We start from the raw sequence: 19357 nt of genomic DNA on the forward strand, positions 1-19357 counted from the left end.
GCAAAGAATAGCTCAACTAAAATATTAGAATTTCAATTTGGCCCTAAAGACAACAAATTCTATTTTACAAGCTTATTTCTTCAATATTTATATGACCTAAAATTTTAGCTAGAAGGAGCAGATGTACATGCCAATCAAGACGCATAAAGTCCAGACAGGAACTTACGAAACCCTCATACACGAAGGAGGAGCGGGCAACAGCGAAACGATCATCTTCCTGCACGGCAGCGGCCCAGGAGCCAGTGCCAGTTCAAACTGGCAGGACGTACTCGCGCAATACGCCAATGACTATCATGTCGTAGCGCCGGATCTAGTCGGGTTTGGCGAGACCGAGCATCCGTCGGAATATCCGTCCAATGGCGTGCAATGGATGAACTTGCGGATTGAACAAATTCTGAATTTGATGGACCGCTTGAATGTCGAGAAAGCCCATTTGGTCGGCAACTCACTTGGCGGGGTCATTTCTTTATTCCTGGCAATGGATACACCCGAGCGCTTTGACCGCATCGTATTGATGGGGGCAGGCGGCGGCTTGACTGAACCGACACCGGAACTCAGCAAGCTGGCAAACTTCCATAAAGATCCGACAGCGAAATCTTTGCGCAATTTGTTGAGCTGGTTCCTTTACGACACGACGGGCATGGAAGAGAAACTCGATGCCATTGTGGAACAGCGCATGGAATTGTTCAACCGTCCGGAAGTGCTTCGTTCCTACGAAGCGAATTTCAAAAATACCCACTTATCGGATATGCTGGTTCCGCCATCCGCTTTAAAGCGCATGAAGCATGAATTTCTGTTGATCCACGGCCACCAGGACCGCTTCGTTCCATTGGCAAGCAGCCTGTATGTCATGGATTATCTGGAAAACGCCGAACTGCATGTTTTCAAACGCTGCGGCCACTGGGCGCAAATCGAACAAAAAGAGCAATTTATCAAATTGACGCATGATTTCTTTGACCGCAATAAAGTGCTCAATCAAGTTTAAACACTACTAACCAATTGGGATGGTTATCCAAATGAATAAAAAACAAGGGGCGTGGCTATATTGACTCAAATGGCGACTGATATTAAACAAACACTGGTCGAAAACGGCACAGCGTTGATTCCGAAATTGCGTGAACTAAGTTTTGAAATCGACCGCAACAGCGCAATACCGGATGAAGTGGTCCAAGATCTTCAAAGCAATGGCTTATTGAAAGTGCTGCGTCCGGAGATTTTCGGCGGACACCAGACGAATATGCGGACTTATACGGAAGTGGTGACGGAGATTTCCCGCGGCAACGGTTCGGCCGGCTGGTTCGTGTCGCTAAGCAACATCCGCGACTACATGATTTCATATGCATTCGGCCAGCAAGCCCTCGATGAAATTTTCGGTCCTGGAGAAGACGTCATTTTGGCTGGGAACTTCAAACCGATCAAATGCGAAATCGAAAAAGCGGAAGGCGGCTATTTCATTAAAGAAGCACAGTGGCCATTTGTTTCCGGAAGCCCGCATGCAGACTGGTTCTACTTCGGATTCCCGGTAGCCGACGAAAACGGCGGCATGGAAATGGCGATTATGGTGCTTCCAAGGCACGAAGTGACGGTTCTTGATGACTGGAACGTCATGGGCTTGAAAGGGTCAGGCAGCAACAGCGTCCGCGTTGAAAATGTCTTTCTTCCGGAGCACCGCGTGTCGCTCGACCGTTTGGCAAGACAAGGCGAATACATGATTGAACCGTTAAAACATGTGCCGCTTTACCAGACGCCTTTTGTCCCTTCCTTGACTTTGTCGATTGTTGCACCGGCATTAGGTTTGGCGCAGGCAGCGCTTGACCTTCACATGGAGCGCGTCGGAAAAGCGGGAATCGGCAATACGTTCTACAACAAAATGAGCGAAGCGCCGATCACCCACCTGCAAGTGGCGCAAGCCCAACTGAAAATCGATTCCGCTGAACTTCATCTGTACCGTGCGGTTGATATGCTCGATGACTATTCGGTGAGAGGCAAGCAGCTGACGATGGAAGAAGGCATTCGCATGAAAGCGGATTTCGGCTACGTCAACCAGCTCTGCAAAGAAGCGATCGACTTGATGACCGAAGGCGCCGGGTCCGTCTTCTCCTACAACAACAACTTGTTTCAGCTGGTCTACCGTGATTTCCTGTCGATGCACCTGCACGGCTTCATCACACCGAACAGCTTGATCGAAACCTACGGACGCGTCATGTGCGGCCAGGAACCGAATACTTATTTCGTTTAAATAAAGATATTCCGCAAAACAGCTACGAAGCTAATGGCTGTAGCTTGCAAGGCCATTAGCTTTGCGACGAAGCAGCGCAGCGATGCAGGAGCATGTGTTTTTAGCCGCAGGCGTCTCCGCTGTTTTGCTCCATATCTTAGTTAATGAGGATCAAGAGACTATCTAAATGATTCACTTTTTTATAGAATGCTTATCCAGCGCCGGCGCGCCCAAGGGCTAGGCAAGGAAATGATCCAAAAGCATTTTGGAGCATTTCCTTTGCGACGAAGCTAGCGCAGCGATGCAGGAGCAGAAGGTTTTTAGCTATGAGACGAGTGGTTTTCTCGGCTCATGGCGAGAGCCATGCCCAAAGCGACCGAAGCGGAATATCAAAGTTAATTTTTTTAGTACACCTTACTTAATCATATTTATATTATCAACCAACCATAAGGGGGAAACGCAAATGGCAATTCCAGAAATCGCAAAATTAGGGCATTTTGGTTTGGTATCCACAGATCTTGAGAAATCACTTTGGTTTTTTAAAGAAGTGTTAGGCCTTGAAGAAACAGAAGAACGGGACGGCGTCCATTACTTGCGTGCTTGGGGGGATTTCGAGCACCACACCTTGACCATCCGCCAGGGAGATGAGGCGAAGCTGGACCATATTGCGTGGCGCACGAAGAAGCCGGAAGACGTGGAAGGTTTCGCGGAAATTCTGGAAGAATCGGGCACGCCCATCACATGGAACGAAGAAGGCATTGAAGCCGGGCAAGGCAAAGCGTTCCGTTTCCAAATGCCAAGCGGGCATACATTGGAAATCTATTACGAAATGGAAAAGACCTTGGCGGATCCGAAGAGCCGTTCGGTGCTGAAAAACCAGACGCATAAATCGTGGGCACGCGGCATCTCCCCTCGCCGGATCGATCACGTCAACTTGTTGTCATCCTTGCCGGCAAACGAACTGGCAGATTTCCTGATGGACAAATTAGGCTTCCAGATGCGCGAATGCGTACAGGCGCCAGACGGCAGTCTGGTCGGCGCTTGGTTGAGTGTCACTGCATTGGTGCATGATATCGCCATCAGCCACGATCCGAATGCTGCTTCCACAAATGAAGTGCACCACATTTCATACTGGCTGGACAATGCGCAGGACCTATTGCGGGCAGCGGATATTCTGAAAGAGAACGGCATTCACTTCAAAGGCCCCGGAAAGCATGGGATTTCACAAGCCATGTATATTTATGCCATCGATCCAGGCAGCGGTGTCCGTGTTGAAATCTTCACGAACGGCTACTTGATTTTTGAACCGGACTGGGAACCGATTGTCTGGACATTGGATGAAATGGACATCGGCTTCACTTACTGGGGCGACCAGACGGATACCAAAACAGAAAATAATCCAACCATCAAAGCTTAAGATCCAAACCGAAAATAGAGGAGGAATTATCATGGATGATCGTTTATTCCGAGATGCAATGGGCAAATTCACCACAGGAGTCACGGTATTGACAACAGAGTTTGAAAACGAACCTGCGGGAATGACGGCCAATGCGTTCATGTCGGTTTCATTGACGCCAAAACTGGTCGTCGTATCAATTGGGCACAAAGCGCGCTTTTTGGAAAAAGTGAAAGTTGCGCAGAAATTCGCGGTTAATATTTTGGCCGCCGATCAGGAAAACTACTCCCGCATGTTTGCCGGCCAATTAAAAGACGACAGCAGAATCGAGTTTGCGGAACTGGCAGGCCTTCCGGTCGTCCCGAACGCTTTGGCGCAAGTCAGCTGCAAAGTGGTCGCAGAACATATTGAAGGTGACCATACCTTATTGATTGGCGAAGTGTTGGACATCCGCTTGGAAGACGGCAATCCATTGATTTTCTTCAGCGGCCAATACCACGCTCTGGCAGAAAAGACAGCTGTTCTATAAAAAAGGAGGAAAAGGATGGATATTCAAAAAGCGGCAAGCCGATTGGCGCAAGCTGAACAGGAAAAGACACCGATTCCTCCTTTGACATCCGGAGCAGAAGCCATTTCTGTTGAGGATGCTTACGGGATCCAGTTGCTGCAGATCCAGAAAAAGCTGCAGCACGGCGCCCAAGTCAAAGGATTGAAAATTGGGTTGACGAGCAAAGTGATGCAGGATATGTTCAATGTCCGGACGCCGGATTACGGCCATGTGCTGGATTCGATGGTTTACAGCGAAGACAAAGCGGTCAATATGGATGCGTTTATCCAACCGAAAGTGGAATTCGAAATTGCATTTATTTTAAAAGAAGACCTGCAAGGCCCAGGCGTGACGGTGGAAGATGTATTGGCTGCCACCGATTACGTCGTGCCGGCCATCGAAATCATCGACAGCCGCATTGAAAACTGGCAGTTCAAATTCGAAGACACCGTAGCCGATAATGGATCGTCTGCAGGTGCGATACTCGGAACGAAAAGAACTTCTCCAGACGCGGTGGATTTGGCAGGGGTTGAAATGACCGTTTACAAGAACGGCGAAGTGTTTGATTCGGCCAAAGGCGAAGCGGTGATGGGCCATCCGGCTAAAGCGGTGGCTTGGCTGGCCAATGCAGTAGCAGAATACGGCATCACCCTTAAAGCCGGATATTTCGTCCTGGCTGGCGCTTTGTCGAAAGCGGTGCCGTTTGAAAGGGATGATGTGTTTACAGCCGATTTCAGCGAACTGGGCGAAGTCGCCATTTCGTTTGCAAGGGAAGGTGAAAAAGTATGAGGAAATTAAAGGTCGGCATCATCGGTTCCGGCAATATCGGGACGGATTTAATGTATAAAATCGAACGCAGCGATGCACTCGAAATGAGCGTCATGGTCGGCATCGATCCGGAATCGGAAGGGCTGAAGCGCGCCAAGGACCGCGGCTATGAAGTGGTCACAGACGGCATCGATGGATTGATGGAGCGCTTGGAGTTGGTGGATATCGTCTTTGATGCCACTTCCGCCAAAGCGCACAAACACCATAGCGAATTACTGGTCGCGGCAGGCAAAAAAGTCATCGACTTGACGCCGGCTGCCATCGGGCCGTTTACGGTTCCAACTGTGAATTTGAACGAGCATTTTGCACAACCGAACTTGAATATGGTGACGTGCGGCGGCCAGGCGACCATTCCCATTATCAATGCCATCAACCGTGTCGTTCCGGTGGAATATGCCGAAATCGTGGCGACCATTTCAAGCAAAAGTGCGGGGCCGGGAACCCGTGCTAACATCGACGAGTTCACGCGAACTACGTCCAAGGCAATCGAGCAAGTGGGCGGGGCCAAAAAAGGCAAAGCGATCATCATATTGAATCCGGCTGAACCGCCGATCCTTATGCGCGATACGGTGCACGCACTGATTGCCGAAGGCGGCAAAGAAGAAGAGATTGCCGTTTCCATCAATGAAATGGTGAAGGACGTGCAAAGCTATGTGCCGGGTTACCGCCTGCGCGGAACGCCGCAATTTGACGGCCAGAAAGTATCGGTGTTTTTAGAAGTGGAAGGGGCAGGCGATTTCTTCCCGCCTTACTCAGGAAATCTGGATATTATGACAGCCGCCGCGGCCAAAGTAGCAAATGAACTTGCGAAACAGCTGGCAGCCGCTGAAGTGTAGGGAGGAAAACGGATGTTACAGCGATCATTTGAAATTTTAGATGTCACGTTGCGCGACGGAAGCCATGCAATGAAGCATGCGTTTACCGAACAGCAAGTGATCGATACAGCAAAAGGCCTTGACCAGGCAGGAGTCAGTTATTTTGAAGTGTCGCACGGCGACGGCTTGGGCGGCTCTTCCTTGCAATACGGTTTTTCGAAAGTGGATGAACTCAAATTGATTGAAGCGGCCGCCGGCGTCTGCAAAAACTCGAAGGTATCGGTGCTGCTGATTCCGGGAATCGGCATCAAGGAAGACTTGCAAGACGCGGTAAAAGCAGGTGCCAAAATGGTCCGCGTGGCGACGCATGTTACGGAAGCGGACGTGGCAGCCCAGCATATTGCCCTTGGCCGTGAACTTGGCTTAAAAACGGTCGGCTTTTTGATGATGGCGCATATGGCTGACGTTCAGAAAATCGTTGAACAAGCCAAGCTGTTTGAAAGCTACGGCGCCGAAGTGATTTACGTGACGGATTCAGCTGGGTATCTCTTGCCGCATGAAGTCACCGAGCGCATCAGCGCTTTGAAGCAATCGGTGTCCTGCGAAATCGGCTTCCATGGCCATAATAATTTGTCGATGGCCATGGCCAACACGGTCGCAGCAGTCGAAGCAGGCGCTACATATATTGACGGCAGCTTGCGCGCGCTCGGCGCAGGCAGCGGCAATACGCAGACCGAAGTCATGGTCGCGGTGCTTGAGCGCCTCGGCTACCAGACCGGCATTGATTTGTATTCAATCATGGACGTGGCGAACGATGTCGTGGCGCCTTTCATGCAGCGCCCGCAGGAAATCACAGGATCGGGATTGATCATGGGCTATTCAGGCGTCTATTCAAGCTTTTTGCTGCACACGCAGGCGGCGGCCAAAAGATTCGGCGTCGATGAACGCGATATCCTGGTGGAACTCGGCCGCATGAAAGCGGTCGGCGGACAGGAAGATCTGATCTATGATGTCGCTCAAAGCTTTGCGGTTAAGAAAGCTCTTTAAGCCATATCAGTGCCCGTAAAATTCTATAGGTAAGCAAAAACGCTGAGAAGAGAAATCTTTTCAGCGTTTTTATTTTTAGGAGCAGCAGGACCCAAAAATCAAAAACTAACAAAAACTAACGGAAAATCTCGAGGGAATCGAATAATTTCTACTCTAGTATGTAAGTTTTTGTTTGTGTAATATTTCAGTATATTCAACAAATTCTTTAAATTAATTGTAAACGCATACAAAAGGCGGGGATGAAATGGGCAATCCGGAAATTGCAAAATTAGGCTATGTGGCATTGGTGACACCAGATTTGGAAAAATCATTGCATTTCTTTAAAGAAGTGATTGGTCTGGAGGAAACAACAGAGATCGGCGGCGTCCATTATTTGAGGGCGTGGGGAGATTTCCAGCATCATACCTTATCCATCGAAAAAGGAGACAGCGGCCATGTGAAGTACATTGGCTGGCGCACGAAAAACCGGGAAGATGTAGCCGGGTTTCAGGAGTTGTTGGATCAGGACGGAATTCCGGTAGACTACTTGCCGGCTGGAACCACTCCGGGCATCGGGGAAGCGATTCGCTTTCAATTGCCAAGCGGCCACACGTTCGAGTTGTACTACGATGTCGAGCGGCCGGCAGTTGAAGAAAGCCGCAAGTCGATTTTGAAAAACCAGACGTACAAATCGTGGGCGAAAGGCGTCTCACCAAGAAGACTGGACCATGTCAACATCCACACGTCGACAGATGCCGGCATCACCTACGATTTCCTGAAACAATTGGGCTTCAATATGCGGGAGTATTTGCGGGATGACAATGGCGATGTGATCGCTGGCTGGATGAGCGTTACCCAACTTGTCCACGATATTGCACTGGCACAAAAGCCAGTCTTGCCGACGCCGGCGCGCATTCACCATATCTCGTATTGGTCGGATGATTCACAGGACATCCTGCGGGCTGCCGACATTCTCCGCGAACACGACATCGATTTTATCGGTCCAGGCAAGCACGGCATTTCGCAGGCGCTTTACTTGTATGTCATGGATCCGGGCAGCGGCTTCCGCGTTGAATTGTTCACAGGCGGCTACTTGATATTCGAACCGGACTGGGAACCGGTGGAATGGACGATGAAAGAACGGGCATTCGGCAATACGTATTGGGGAGACACCGTCCAGGACAAGGAATTGAACAATATCACGATCGAAGCAAAATAAGGAAAAGAGGCGAAATCCTATGAAAACAATCGAAATCAATCACGCCAATTTGCAGCATTGCCAGCAAACGCTTCCGCAGCATGTCATCGCTTTGGGATTTTTTGACGGACTTCATAAAGGCCATCGGACCGTTATTGAAACGGCCCGCCGAAAAGCGGATGAACTGGGACTGCCTTTAGCGGTCATGAGTTTTTTCCCGCATCCGAAGAGCGTGTTGTCAAAAGGGCAAAAACAGGTCGAGTATTTGATGCCTCTGGAGAAAAAACAGCAGCGGCTTCAGGAACTGGGCGTCGATTGGTTCTTCATTGTTGAATTCAGCCTGGATTTCGCTTCTCTTTCCCCGCAGCAATTCGTCGGCCAGTATTTGGTCGGACTGGGTGCAAAACACGTGGTTTGCGGCTATGACTACACGTATGGAGCCAAAGGCGCCGGCAATGTCAATACGCTTTATGCAGACGGCGGCGGCTGCTTCGGCGTGACCGAAGTGGCAAAAGTGGAGCTGTGCGGCGACAAAATCAGTTCAACCCGCATCCGTGAAAGCCTGGCAGTGGGGGATATTGAATTTATCCAGAACTTACTGGGAGAGCCTTACACAATTGAATGGTGTCCGGAAAACGGCTTGCTTCCGCAATACACTTTGCCGGCACGGGGAGAATACGTGGCAACGGTGAAATGCCATGACCGGGAAATCGTTGGCATTCTGCAAGTGACCGCTGACCAGCAGATCAATTTCAACCGCGTCGGCTTTATCTCGGACCGCATGATGACGATCAAATGGCATAAAGAAGTGGAAGAAACCGCGTTCAGTTTGATGACTTAATAGAGAAGGGTTGGTTGGATGTCAAAGAACAAGCAATTTAAAGCGCTGCTTCAGCAGCCGAATGCATTTATTCTGCCGGGTGCTTATGACGGCATGACGGCGCGTTTAATAGAAGAAACCGGATTTCCCGCGATCTATGCGACGGGTGCGGGCATCTCCAATGCGCAGCTCGGATGGGCGGACGTCGGGCTGACGGCTGTCACGGAAATTGCGGATGTTGTCAGCCGCATGTCGGACGTGACGAATGTGCCGATCGTCGTCGATGGCGATACCGGATTCGGCAACGCCATCAATTTGATGCGCACCGTGAAACAGCTGGAACGTGCCGGTGCATCTGCGATCCAGTTTGAAGACCAAGTGGCTCCGAAAAAATGCGGCCATTTTGGCGGCAAGCAGGTCATTTCAAAAGAAGAAATGGTTTACAAGATCAAAGCGGCGGTGGACACGCGGAAAGACGATGACCTGTCTATCATTGCCCGGACCGACGCACTGGCCGTTTACGGCATGGGCGAAGCGCTGGAACGGGCCAATGCCTATAAAGAAGCGGGCGCAGATGTGATTTTTGTGGAAGCGCCGACAACAGTCGCGCAACTGCTGGAAATTACCGCCAACGTGCCGGACATTCCGCATATCATCAATATGGTGGAAGGCGGCAGTACACCGCTTGTGTCATTGGAAGAAGCGGAGGAGATGGGCTTTCACATCATGCTTTGCGCCAATACGGTGCTGCGTTCCGCCATCAAAGGGATACAGGAAAGCCTGCGTGTCTTGAAGCAGGACCGTTCCCAGCAGAACATCCATGACTTGATCTGCACCTGGGAAGAAAGGCAAGAACTGTTCAAACTGAAGCAAATCAAACAATGGGAAAAAGACTACCTGGAATTTGAAGCAGCAGAGGGGGCGCCGAAAAGATGACAAGAGAAGTGGATTACGATATCGCCATCATTGGCTGCGGAGCTGCAGGGACAGCAGCGGCTTTGTCAGCAGCGGAAAAAGCGAAAGAACAAGACAAAGATATCCGGATTGCCATCATTGAACGGGCGGATTTCGATAACCGCGGCGGCAATTCGCGCTGGACAGCAGCTTATATGCGGATGGAAAACATCGATCAGCCGGCTGCAAACTTTAAAGAAGACATGCTGGCTTTTTCGGATAATTTTTCCGACCGGGCCTACATTGAAACCTTGTACGATGAAGCCGGCCCGACATTGCGCTGGGTGGAATCGAAAGGCGTCGAATTCGGCTATTTGCCGACGATGTTTTTGACCGCATCAAAACCGCGTCTGTTGCCGGTAGGCGGCGGGCGGGCATTGATCGATACCTTGTCGCTTCGCGCACGCGCACTGAATGTCGAAATCATTTACGAAGCGACTGCCTGGGATTTGCAACTCGGTGAAGAAGGCACTGTTGAAAGCTTGAAAATCCGCGTAAAAGGGGGAGACAGCATCACTTTGAACGTGAATGCCGTTATTTTGGCAGCTGGCGGTTTCCAAGGCAGCCAGGAAATGATGGCCCAGTATATCGGCCGCGACGCGCACAAGATTCCGCCGGTTGCGGAAGGCGGCTATTACAACAAAGGCGAAGGCATCCGAATGGCGCAGCAATTAGGCGCAAAAGGGACCGGGCAATGGGACTCGTTCCATGCCGAACCGGTGGATCCGCGCAGCAAACGCGAAGAAGCCGGCGTCATGACTTATCCATACGCCATTCTGGTGAACCAGCACGGAGAACGCTTTACCGATGAAGGGGAAACGACAATCGATGAGCAGTATGAAGCTGTAGCCCGGAAAATCTTCTACGACCAGCCGGGGCATATCGCGTACATGATTTCCGACCAGAAAATGTACGACATCCCGAATTACGAAGAAGCGCTGCAAACCGAACAGCCGCCGATCGTCTCCGACACGATTGAAGGTTTGGCCCTACAGTTGAACATCAAACCGGAAAACTTGAAACAGACGGTCGACGACTTTAATGCAGCCGTGCAGCCGGGACAATTTCTTTGGAATGTAAAAGACGGCAAGCAGGCAGTCGGCATCCAGCCGCCAAAATCCAACTGGGCGATTCCGATTGACCAAGGCCCGTTTATCGCTTATCCAATCGTCTGCTGCAACGTCTTCACGAACGGCGGCATCGCAACGGACATCCATGGCCGCGTCGTTTCCAATGACAACGAGCCGATTCCGGGGTTATACGCAGCCGGCGAAATGACCGGTTTGTACTACGGCAAATATCCGGGCGGTACATCGGTATTGCGCAGCCTCGTGTTCGGAAAACGGGCCGGGGAGCACGCCGTCGAGTATATCGCTTCATCAGTGAAAACTTATTCATAAAGTGAGGAGGTGCAGCCCATGTTAACAGGAAAAGTGGCGTTCGTCACAGGCGGCGGCCGGGGAATTGGCCGGGAAACTTGCCTGCTTTTGGCATCATACGGAGCAAATGTAGCCGTATGCGCCAGAAGCGAAGAAGAATGCAACGAAGTCGTCCAGACAATTGACCATCAATATGGCTTAGAAGCCATCGCCGTCATTTGCGATGTTGGCGATGAAGCGGCTGTGGACCAGGCAATTGCACAAGTGAAGCAGCGCTTCGGAAAAATTGATATGCTGATCAACAATGCCGGCGTCATGAGCATGAAGCCGATCACCGAATTGTCCGTGGAAGAATGGAAATGGGTCCATGACATCAATGTCCACGCGCCGTTTTATTTGAGCAAAGCGGTCGTGCCGGAAATGATTGAAAGGCGGGACGGCGTCATCATCAATATTTCGTCCATCTGGGGCACAAAAGGCGGCCCGAACCGCTCCGCCTATATTTCATCCAAACATGCTATCATCGGTTTTTCAAAAGCGCTCGGCGAAGAATTGAAGCCGTACGGCGTCCGGGTCAACGCCGTTTGCCCGGGGCCCGTCGATACGCAAATGATGGCGGTGCTTGGCGCAGGCGTCAACAAATCCAGTTGGCTGCAGCCGATCGATATCGCACACGTCATCGTGGATCTTTGTTTACCGAAAATGAAAGCCGTCACCGCTTCTTCGATTGAAGCATTCGGCTACGGCCAGCCGGTCGCAGTTACACCACAAACAAACTAAAAGGGGTAGATTATCATTAGCGAATTCATCACAGCAATCGAGTCGAAAAACATCAGCCTGGCATTAGCCACTAAACTACTGGAAGCGGCAGCTGAAAAAGGAAAAGAAATGGGCATTCCCTTCAGCATCGCCATCGTCGACCGCGTCGGCAACTTGAAAGCTTTCTCGGCAATGGACAATGCACCGGTATTAAGCCTGGAAATTGCACAGAACAAAGCATTTTCAGCAGCAACTTACAACCGTGCGACCCACGAATGGTACGACCGCTTGAAAGACGATCCGCCGTTGTTGCACGGCTTGGTCCACACAGAGCGATTGGTAATCTTTGGCGGCGGCTATCCGATCAAACTCAATGATGAATTGATCGGCGGCATCGGTGTCAGCGGCGGCCACTATTCCCACGATATGCAAGTTTGCGAAGCGGCTTTAGAGGTATTGAACGAATTGACTTCAAAGGTAGTGTAAAGCCTATGGGAGAAACGTATAACTTGATCATTGTCGGTGCCGGTATGGCGGGCTTGTGTGCGGCGGCGGAAGCGGCTGCACAGGGAGCAGCTGTCCTCGTGCTTGAAAAAGAAGCGGATTTCGGCGGCAGTTCACTGCTCAGCGGGCGCTATATGGCGTTCGCCGGAACCGATCTCCAGCAGCAAGAAGGCATCAACGATGAATCCCGATTCCTGGTCGACGATATGCTCGCAGTCGGCCAAGGGAAGAATGAAACCGAGTTGGTGGAAGCATACGGTGAGCATCAGTTGGAAACTTTTGAATGGCTTGTTTCCAAAGGAGTGGAGTTTCATAAAGTCCAGGCAGTGAGCGGCCATAGCGTTCCGCGGGGCCACACGATTACGCCGCAGCAAGCCATTACGGCTTTGTACCGAGCGGCTGCCGGGTCCGGAACGGTATCATTTAAAACCGGGGCGTCCGTCAAGCGGCTGCGTAAAGATGAAAATGGACGAGTTTCACATGTGATTTTTGAACATGGCGGCCAAACGGAAACCGCGACGGCTGAGAATGGGGTACTGCTCACGTCTGGCGGCTTTTCAAGAAGCGAAGACCTGCTCCAAAACTTTGCACCGCATTTATCCGGTGCCATCCGCATCGGCGGCAAAGGGAATGTTGGGGACGGCATCAAACTGGCCAGTGAACAAGGGGCCTGGCTGCGTGATTTTCCTTATTTAAAAGGGACATACGGCTTTCATCCGAGCGCAGACGGACCCAGAAAATCGCAGGCCTTGGCATTTTACAAAGGCGCCATCATCATCAATAAATTCGCAGAGCGTTTTGTCAATGAGTCGATCTCCTATAAGCTGATCGGTACGGAAGCTTTGCTTCAGCCGGAAGGCATCACGTACCAGGTCTGGGACCAGTCGATTATGAACGGAGGAGTCTCGAGAGATGCTCTTTATGACTTTGACAAGCTGCTGGCTCTCGGCTTGATCGAAAAGGCGGATACGCTTGAAAGGCTGGCGGAAATCATCGAAGTTCCCGCTGAACAGTTGAAAGCCACTATAAATGAGTATAATCGCGATATCCAAAACGGCGGAGACCAAAAATTCGGCCGCAGCACATTGACGCACCATTTCGGAACGCCGGCGCCGATCGGCAATGCTCCATTTTACGCAATGCGGACAACCGTAGCGATGCTGGCAACATATGCCGGTGTCAGCGTCGACCCATCCGCTCAAGTCTTGAATGCGTTCAATGAACCGATTGAAGGACTGTATGCGGCCGGCGAAATCGCCGGCGGATTCCACGGCGCAGGATACATGACAGGAAGTTCTCTCGGCAAAGCCGCTATTTTTGGCAGGATAGCCGTTCAAACCGCATTACAAAAACAAGCTGTACTTTAGGGGGATGGATGTGTTGAAAATATGGCATCAAAGTTTGACATCGATCGAGCACGTGCCGGCTTACCGGGATGCGGTCATCGGCCATATCCAGAAAGTGGCGCGCCCGGACGTGGAAATTGTGCTGCACGGCATGGCCAGTGAAACTTATCCGAGCGATTATCCCGGCCATTTTATCACGTATTCCTATTTGCAGAACCTGCACAAAGAACAGTTTATCCGCAACGCCTTGATTGCCGAAAGCGCCGGCTACGATTGCATGTTCATCGGCACCATTCCGGACGTCGGTTTGCTGGAAGCGCGGGCATTGGTCGACATCCCGGTGATTGGCTACGGACAGGCTTCTTTCCATATTGCTTCGATGCTCGGAGACCGCATCGGCATCGTCAATTTCCTGGAACCGCTGGCGGACCAATTGCGCAGCAATGCCGAACGCTACGGACTTGGCGGAAAACTCGGGCCGATTGTCCAGACGTCGATCGGGTTCTACGATGTGCTGGCCGGTTTTGAAAATCCACAGCCGGTCATTGACAGCTTTATTGCCAGCGCGGAGAAAGCCATCGCTCTTGGCGCTGATGTGATTGTGCCGGGCGAAGGCCCATTGAATGTCTTTTTGGCTGCTCATGGCATTTCCCGGATCGGCGATGTGCCGGTAGTCGATTCTTTTGCGGCCGGGATCAAAATGTGTGAAAGCCTAACCGATTTAAAAGTGAATTCAGGCGTCACGATGACCCGTAAAGGTTTCTTTAATGCCAAGCCGCCGGAAGAGGCAGTGAAAAAACTGCGCGCGTTCTACAATCAGGAAAGCGAGATTCATGCCGGCTTGGATTACGGCTTATCTGTTAAAGCAGGCGTTAATATCTGACTTGGCAGAAACACTTCCGGCTTTGGGCTGGAGGTGTTTTCTCTGTGGAGCCGTCATTTGAAAAATAAATGAGAAATATTTCAGTTTATTTTGTATAATCCATATAAGCATAAATTTATTATGTTTTGCGCAAGGGAATGGGATAAAAGTTCTGGAGTTCGTTTATTCATAGATATTGATGGCCACAAGGGGGATTTTCATGAGAAAACTGGAAACGTTCGATCAAATGGAAGATAAAAAAATCTCGACGACTTCTGCAACTTTCGGGTTGTTAAGAAAAGAGCTGATTGAAAACCTGGGAGTTCAGCGGGCCAAGTCGTTTTTGCTCAAATATGGATGGAATCTTGGGAAAGCCCATGCCATCGATGTCTTGAAAGTCGGTGGGACAACAGAAGAAATGCTGGAAAAAGCCGGAGCGCTGCATTACGAAACGGGGCAAATATCGGGTTTGGTATCCAATCGCGAAGTGATTGTGGATGAGAACGGGGAAGTGACAAGAATTTCAGCAAAAGGAGAATGGCTGGATTCCTTTGAAGTGGCTGAACACGTAAAAAATCACGGCATTTCCAATTGCCCGGTATGCCATACCTTAACCGGTTTTGGAAGCGGTTTCACTTCGACAATTACCGGCCGCCGCGTTTTCCTTCGGGAAATCGAATGCAGAGGAAAAGGAGACGCTTCCTGTACGTTTGAAATGAGGCCCGAGGAAGATTGGGACGATGCCGACATGCAGAAAGAAATCCAGCTGTATCAGGAAAGCCGCTTTATCGATGAGCTCAATTTCACGTATGAGCAGCTGCTGGAACAGAAAGATTTCATTGAGAAGGCTTCTACCTTCCATAATACACTCACAACAAGGCTGTCGGATGGAGATTCGATAGAAGAAATGATCAGCACCATCTACGATACCTTGAACATTCCCGTTTCGATTGAGGATTTGAATTTCCATCCGCGCGTTTACCGGGGGATTGACGAAATCCAGTACAAGACTTTTAGTGAAGACTTTTATAACTCCATCAACAAAACCAAAAGCGGAAAAATCCTTTATTCATCTTATGACAAGACCTTTGTCATTCAAGGGAAAGCCCATAAACGCCTCGTGTCGCCGATCATTGTCCAGAAAAAGCCGATTGGCTATATCACATTCTTTTATCTGGACAAAGAGGCAGAAGCTGAAAATGATACCATGTTTATCCAACGAGCTGCGACATCGGCCGCACTTTACTTTTTGAACGAGAAAACCAGTTTGGAAGCGGTTGAAAACATCAAGGCGTATTTCTTTGAGCAATTGCTGCAAAAGCAATATACTTCGATTCCGAGCATTGTTTACCGGGGCTATTATATGGGCATCGATTTAAAAGAACCTTTTTTCATCGCCAGCTTGAAATGCACTTCCGAACACCTGGATGTCTCTAAAGTGGAGCTGCTGGACCAGATCATCCAGTCGATTACGCGCTATTTGGAAATGCAAAGCTATAAAATCCTCATCACCGAATACGAGGGGGCGATTGTCATGCTGCTGCCGAAAGTGGACCGGCTCAACTATATGCTGGAAAATATTCTTAAGCATTTAAGCCATGAACATCGGCACATCGCGTTCCAAGTCGGAATGAGCAGCCAGCACGGCAGCATCGAGACGATTGATGAAGGGCTGGAGGAATCAAGAGTTGCGCTGCGCTTGAATACGGCTGAGAAAATCGCTTCTTTCGAAGAAGTCAGCATCATCGGTTCGCTGATTAATTCCAAAAATATGCTGACCATCCGGCGCATTGCCAGAAAAGAATTGGAACCGATCTTGGAACTGAAAGACCACAAACGAGATGAACTCCTGAAAACTTTGTATGTGTTCCTGATGAACGGCGGCAATCTGCAGCAGTCGATCAGCGATTTGTCGCTGTCGATGAGCGGCTTGATGTACCGCATCACGCGCATCGAGAAATTGCTGAACAAAGAACTGCGCAATCCAGCGGCAGCGTATGAGCTCCTGTTGATGCTCGATGCACTGAAAATCCTCGGCGACATAGACGTCTAGAACATTTTAAAAAGCAACCGAATGTATAGGGCTATTCAAGAGTCTTTTCCGGACTTTTGGATAGCTTTTTTTGTTTTTAACAGGCAGTAACAAATGCCGAAAACTGGTTTTTGATTTCAGTTATAACCGAATCAGACGAAACCATCTCTAAATTAACGCAATGGTGGGCGGCATTTATTGAAAAAAATTAACGGAAAAGAAATGAAAAAGACGATTCTTTCGATAAAAACTAACAATTTTTATTGGAAAAAGGGAGGAAATCGAATGGTTTTTCATCTTTAAATGATTCTGAAATTTCTTTAAATTAAGGGTAGCAAGAAAAAGAATCAGAGGAGTGAACCCAATATGAATCCTGTAATCCAAGAGGAAAGCAAAGTAGACGTAGTTGCAGCGGCAAAATCGCTGATTCCTTCTTTAAGAGAACGCGCAAAAGAAACCGATGAACTTGGCCGAATTCCTGAAGCGACAATGAATGAATTGAAAGAGCTGGGCTTGTTTAAAATGCTGCGCCCTAAGCAGTATGGCGGCCAGGAACAGAATATGCGCACTTACAGCGAAGCGATTGTTGAAATTTCAAAAGGCTGCGGATCGACGGGCTGGATTGTGGCTTTATGCGCCATCCGTGAATTGATGGTGGCTGAATCCTTCAGCGAGAAAACGCATGAAGAGATTTTCGGGCAAAACGAAGACGATGTGCTGTTTGCAGGGGTTTACGAGCCGCGCAAATGCATCGCCAAAAAAGTGGAAGGCGGCTATTTGATCGAAGAAGGATTTTGGATGTTCTGTTCGGGATCCCAGCACGCCACGTGGGGATATTTCGGCATGCCGATCATCAACGAAGAAGGCAAAATGGTCGATCAGGTGCTGATGACGCTTCCGTTCAGCGAAATGGAAATCATGGACGACTGGAATGTCATGGGATTGAAAGGAACCGGAAGCAATAGCGTGAAAATGCATAATGTCTTTATTCCGGACCACCGCTGTACATCGTTCGTCAAAGCGCTTGACGGCGATTTTGAATCCACGCATTTGCGCGACATTCCGCTTTACCATACCGCGCTTTTCCCGGCATTGATTCTTTCGCTTGGACTGCCGGGCGTCGGCATGCTTCGCTCAGCGATGGAATTTTTCAAGCAAGGCCTGCCGAACCGCCGCGCCGCACATATGGGCGTTGAATTTGTCAAGGATGCTGCCAGCACCCATGCCATTATTGCGGAAGCGGAATTGAAAATTGAAACGGCTGAGATTTTCTTCTATAAAGTAGCCGATGCTTTGGATGCCAGTGCCCAAGCAAAAGAATACATGGGGCGCCATGAACGCGTAAAAACCTTAGCGGATATCGGCTATGCCAACCAATTGCTGAAAGAAGCGATGGATTTGCTGATGTCAGCAAGCGGCTCAGGCTTTGCCTATAACGGCCATCCGATGCAGCGAATTCTGCTCGACTTTCTCGTTTTGCATTCCCACCGTTCCCTGTCGCCGATCATTACCATTGAAAACTATGGGCGGGTATTGTCCGGGCTCGAATCAAACGCCGTACGCTACTAAAAAAAATGTACGCGCTTACAAAACTATGAAGTCAAAGGAGGTTTTTCAGTGAAACCGGAAATTGCAAAACTGGGCTATATTTCATTGGTATCGGCTGATTTGGAAAAATCGCTCGTATTTTTCAAAGACGTCATCGGACTGGAAGAGACCGAACAAAAAGACGGCGTCCATTATTTGCGGGCCTGGGGAGATTTCCAGCATCATACGTTGTCGATTGAACAAGGCGACCGCGGATATGTTAAGCATATTGGCTGGCGGACCAAGAAGAAAGAAGACGTCCAAGGATTTAAAGAACTTCTTGAAGCTAACGGCGTTCCGGCTAACGATGTAGAAGCCTGGACGACTCCAGGCATTGGATCTTCCGTTGCATTCCAAGTGCCGAGCGGACATACTTTCCAGCTCTACTACGATGTGGAGCGTCCGCCGGTGGATGAACACCGCAGGTCTGTGCTGAAAAACCAGACGTATAAATCCTGGGCAAAAGGCGTGTCGCCCCGCCGGTTGGATCATGTCAATCTCCACACTTCAGCGGACTCGTCTGACACCTATTCCTTTATGGAGAACATACTCGGATTTAAAATGCGCGAGTTCTTAGCGAACGATGCTGGAGATGTACTGGCCGGCTGGATGAGCGTAACGCAGCTGGTGCATGATGTGGCACTGGTATCCCGTCCTGAGACGCCAACAAAAGCGCGTCTGCACCATATCTCTTATTGGCTTGACGACTCACAGGATATTCTGCGTGCAGCGGACATTCTGCGGGAAAACAATTTTGATTTTGTCGGTCCGGGCAAGCATTCCATTTCCCAAGCCCTGTATTTATACGTGACAGATCCAGGCAGCGGCTGCCGCGTGGAATTGTTCACAGGCAGCTATTTGATCTTCGAACCGGACTGGGAGCCGATTCATTGGCATGAAAGTGAACGTGCTTTCGGCAATACTTACTGGGGAGACAGCATTACGAATAAAGAGCTTGTCAAAGAGACGATTGAGGCATTGTAAAAAAATATGAGTAGCGTCGTAGTGGTTCAATTAATCAAATTCATAAAACTATATAAGATGAACTAATAATTTATAGCAACGGATATTCCGCAAAACTATTTC

18 protein-coding genes are annotated in these 19357 nt (G+C 49.7%); all 18 read left to right on the forward strand.

Annotated elements, in window-relative coordinates; translation table 11 throughout:
* The first annotated feature begins 127 nt into the window (after window positions 1-127).
* The 18 genes from BLQ32_RS10895 to BLQ32_RS10980 all read left to right on the forward strand — a co-directional run bounded on the left by BLQ32_RS10895 (window position 128) and on the right by BLQ32_RS10980 (window position 19255).
* Complete coding sequence (locus BLQ32_RS10895) at window positions 128-985, forward strand: alpha/beta fold hydrolase (RefSeq protein WP_074510329.1); 858 nt, start codon at window positions 128-130, stop codon at window positions 983-985.
* Between the two features lie 51 nt (window positions 986-1036).
* Window positions 1037-2239 (forward strand): acyl-CoA dehydrogenase family protein, encoded by a 1203-nt coding sequence (locus tag BLQ32_RS10900; protein ID WP_244890345.1) that lies wholly within the window; start codon window positions 1037-1039, stop codon window positions 2237-2239.
* A 442-nt stretch (window positions 2240-2681) separates the two neighbouring features.
* Window positions 2682-3635: a VOC family protein gene (locus BLQ32_RS10905; RefSeq protein ID WP_074510331.1), complete on the forward strand. Its 954-nt coding sequence runs from the start codon at window positions 2682-2684 to the stop codon at window positions 3633-3635.
* Window positions 3636-3666: 31 nt separating this feature from the next.
* Window positions 3667-4143, forward strand: a complete 477-nt coding sequence (locus tag BLQ32_RS10910; protein ID WP_074510332.1) for a flavin reductase family protein — start codon at window positions 3667-3669, stop codon at window positions 4141-4143.
* A gap of 15 nt (window positions 4144-4158) precedes the next feature.
* Window positions 4159-4950, forward strand: a complete 792-nt coding sequence (locus BLQ32_RS10915; RefSeq protein WP_074510333.1) for a 2-keto-4-pentenoate hydratase — start codon at window positions 4159-4161, stop codon at window positions 4948-4950.
* Window positions 4947-5825: an acetaldehyde dehydrogenase (acetylating) gene (locus BLQ32_RS10920; protein ID WP_074510334.1), complete on the forward strand. Its 879-nt coding sequence runs from the start codon at window positions 4947-4949 to the stop codon at window positions 5823-5825. Before BLQ32_RS10915 ends, BLQ32_RS10920 begins: the two co-directional genes overlap by 4 nt.
* Window positions 5826-5837: 12 nt before the next feature.
* Window positions 5838-6851 carry a 4-hydroxy-2-oxovalerate aldolase gene (dmpG, locus tag BLQ32_RS10925; RefSeq protein ID WP_074510335.1) on the forward strand — a complete coding sequence of 338 codons (1014 nt, stop codon included), beginning with the start codon at window positions 5838-5840 and terminating at the stop codon, window positions 6849-6851.
* Between the two features lie 244 nt (window positions 6852-7095).
* On the forward strand, window positions 7096-8049 hold the full coding sequence (locus BLQ32_RS10930) for a VOC family protein (RefSeq protein ID WP_074510336.1): 954 nt from the start codon (window positions 7096-7098) through the stop codon (window positions 8047-8049).
* 19 nt (window positions 8050-8068) lie between these two features.
* Window positions 8069-8869, forward strand: coding sequence for an FAD synthetase family protein (locus BLQ32_RS10935; RefSeq protein ID WP_074510337.1), 801 nt, complete (start codon window positions 8069-8071; stop codon window positions 8867-8869).
* Window positions 8870-8887: 18 nt separating this feature from the next.
* Complete coding sequence (locus BLQ32_RS10940; protein ID WP_074510338.1) at window positions 8888-9784, forward strand: isocitrate lyase/PEP mutase family protein; 897 nt, start codon at window positions 8888-8890, stop codon at window positions 9782-9784.
* Window positions 9781-11202, forward strand: a complete 1422-nt coding sequence (locus BLQ32_RS10945; RefSeq protein ID WP_074510339.1) for an FAD-binding protein — start codon at window positions 9781-9783, stop codon at window positions 11200-11202. The genes BLQ32_RS10940 and BLQ32_RS10945 overlap by 4 nt, the downstream gene beginning before the upstream one ends.
* Before the next feature lie 18 nt (window positions 11203-11220).
* Complete coding sequence (locus BLQ32_RS10950; protein WP_074510340.1) at window positions 11221-11961, forward strand: SDR family NAD(P)-dependent oxidoreductase; 741 nt, start codon at window positions 11221-11223, stop codon at window positions 11959-11961.
* 15 nt (window positions 11962-11976) lie between these two features.
* Window positions 11977-12426, forward strand: coding sequence for a GlcG/HbpS family heme-binding protein (locus BLQ32_RS10955; RefSeq protein WP_074510341.1), 450 nt, complete (start codon window positions 11977-11979; stop codon window positions 12424-12426).
* Between the two features lie 5 nt (window positions 12427-12431).
* Entirely contained in the window at window positions 12432-13811 is a 1380-nt protein-coding gene (locus BLQ32_RS10960; RefSeq protein ID WP_074510342.1) for an FAD-dependent oxidoreductase, read from the forward strand.
* Window positions 13812-13821: 10 nt separating this feature from the next.
* Complete coding sequence (locus BLQ32_RS10965; RefSeq protein ID WP_244890346.1) at window positions 13822-14673, forward strand: aspartate/glutamate racemase family protein; 852 nt, start codon at window positions 13822-13824, stop codon at window positions 14671-14673.
* A 199-nt stretch (window positions 14674-14872) separates the two neighbouring features.
* On the forward strand, window positions 14873-16705 hold the full coding sequence (locus BLQ32_RS10970) for a V4R domain-containing protein (RefSeq protein WP_175557107.1): 1833 nt from the start codon (window positions 14873-14875) through the stop codon (window positions 16703-16705).
* Between the two features lie 345 nt (window positions 16706-17050).
* Window positions 17051-18253, forward strand: a complete 1203-nt coding sequence (locus BLQ32_RS10975) for an acyl-CoA dehydrogenase family protein (protein ID WP_074510343.1) — start codon at window positions 17051-17053, stop codon at window positions 18251-18253.
* Between the two features lie 48 nt (window positions 18254-18301).
* Complete coding sequence (locus tag BLQ32_RS10980) at window positions 18302-19255, forward strand: VOC family protein (protein ID WP_074510344.1); 954 nt, start codon at window positions 18302-18304, stop codon at window positions 19253-19255.
* Window positions 19256-19357 lie beyond the last annotated feature (102 nt).

This window comes from Planococcus glaciei (assembly GCF_900099655.1).
In the GTDB taxonomy this organism is placed as follows: Bacteria; Bacillota; Bacilli; order Bacillales_A; family Planococcaceae; genus Planococcus; species Planococcus glaciei.

Excerpts from the sequence above, each read along its gene's own strand:
- BLQ32_RS10895 (WP_074510329.1), top strand. The coding sequence starts at position 128 with ATGCCAATCAAGACGCATAAAGTCCAGACAGGAACTTACGAAACCCTC.
- BLQ32_RS10905 (WP_074510331.1), top strand. The coding sequence starts at position 2,682 with ATGGCAATTCCAGAAATCGCAAAATTAGGGCATTTTGGTTTGGTATCC.
- BLQ32_RS10910 (WP_074510332.1), top strand. The coding sequence starts at position 3,667 with ATGGATGATCGTTTATTCCGAGATGCAATGGGCAAATTCACCACAGGA.
- BLQ32_RS10915 (WP_074510333.1), top strand. The coding sequence starts at position 4,159 with ATGGATATTCAAAAAGCGGCAAGCCGATTGGCGCAAGCTGAACAGGAA.
- BLQ32_RS10920 (WP_074510334.1), top strand. The coding sequence starts at position 4,947 with ATGAGGAAATTAAAGGTCGGCATCATCGGTTCCGGCAATATCGGGACG.
- dmpG (WP_074510335.1), top strand. The coding sequence starts at position 5,838 with ATGTTACAGCGATCATTTGAAATTTTAGATGTCACGTTGCGCGACGGA.
- BLQ32_RS10930 (WP_074510336.1), top strand. The coding sequence starts at position 7,096 with ATGGGCAATCCGGAAATTGCAAAATTAGGCTATGTGGCATTGGTGACA.
- BLQ32_RS10935 (WP_074510337.1), top strand. The coding sequence starts at position 8,069 with ATGAAAACAATCGAAATCAATCACGCCAATTTGCAGCATTGCCAGCAA.
- BLQ32_RS10940 (WP_074510338.1), top strand. The coding sequence starts at position 8,888 with ATGTCAAAGAACAAGCAATTTAAAGCGCTGCTTCAGCAGCCGAATGCA.
- BLQ32_RS10945 (WP_074510339.1), top strand. The coding sequence starts at position 9,781 with ATGACAAGAGAAGTGGATTACGATATCGCCATCATTGGCTGCGGAGCT.
- BLQ32_RS10950 (WP_074510340.1), top strand. The coding sequence starts at position 11,221 with ATGTTAACAGGAAAAGTGGCGTTCGTCACAGGCGGCGGCCGGGGAATT.
- BLQ32_RS10960 (WP_074510342.1), top strand. The coding sequence starts at position 12,432 with ATGGGAGAAACGTATAACTTGATCATTGTCGGTGCCGGTATGGCGGGC.
- BLQ32_RS10970 (WP_175557107.1), top strand. The coding sequence starts at position 14,873 with ATGAGAAAACTGGAAACGTTCGATCAAATGGAAGATAAAAAAATCTCG.
- BLQ32_RS10975 (WP_074510343.1), top strand. The coding sequence starts at position 17,051 with ATGAATCCTGTAATCCAAGAGGAAAGCAAAGTAGACGTAGTTGCAGCG.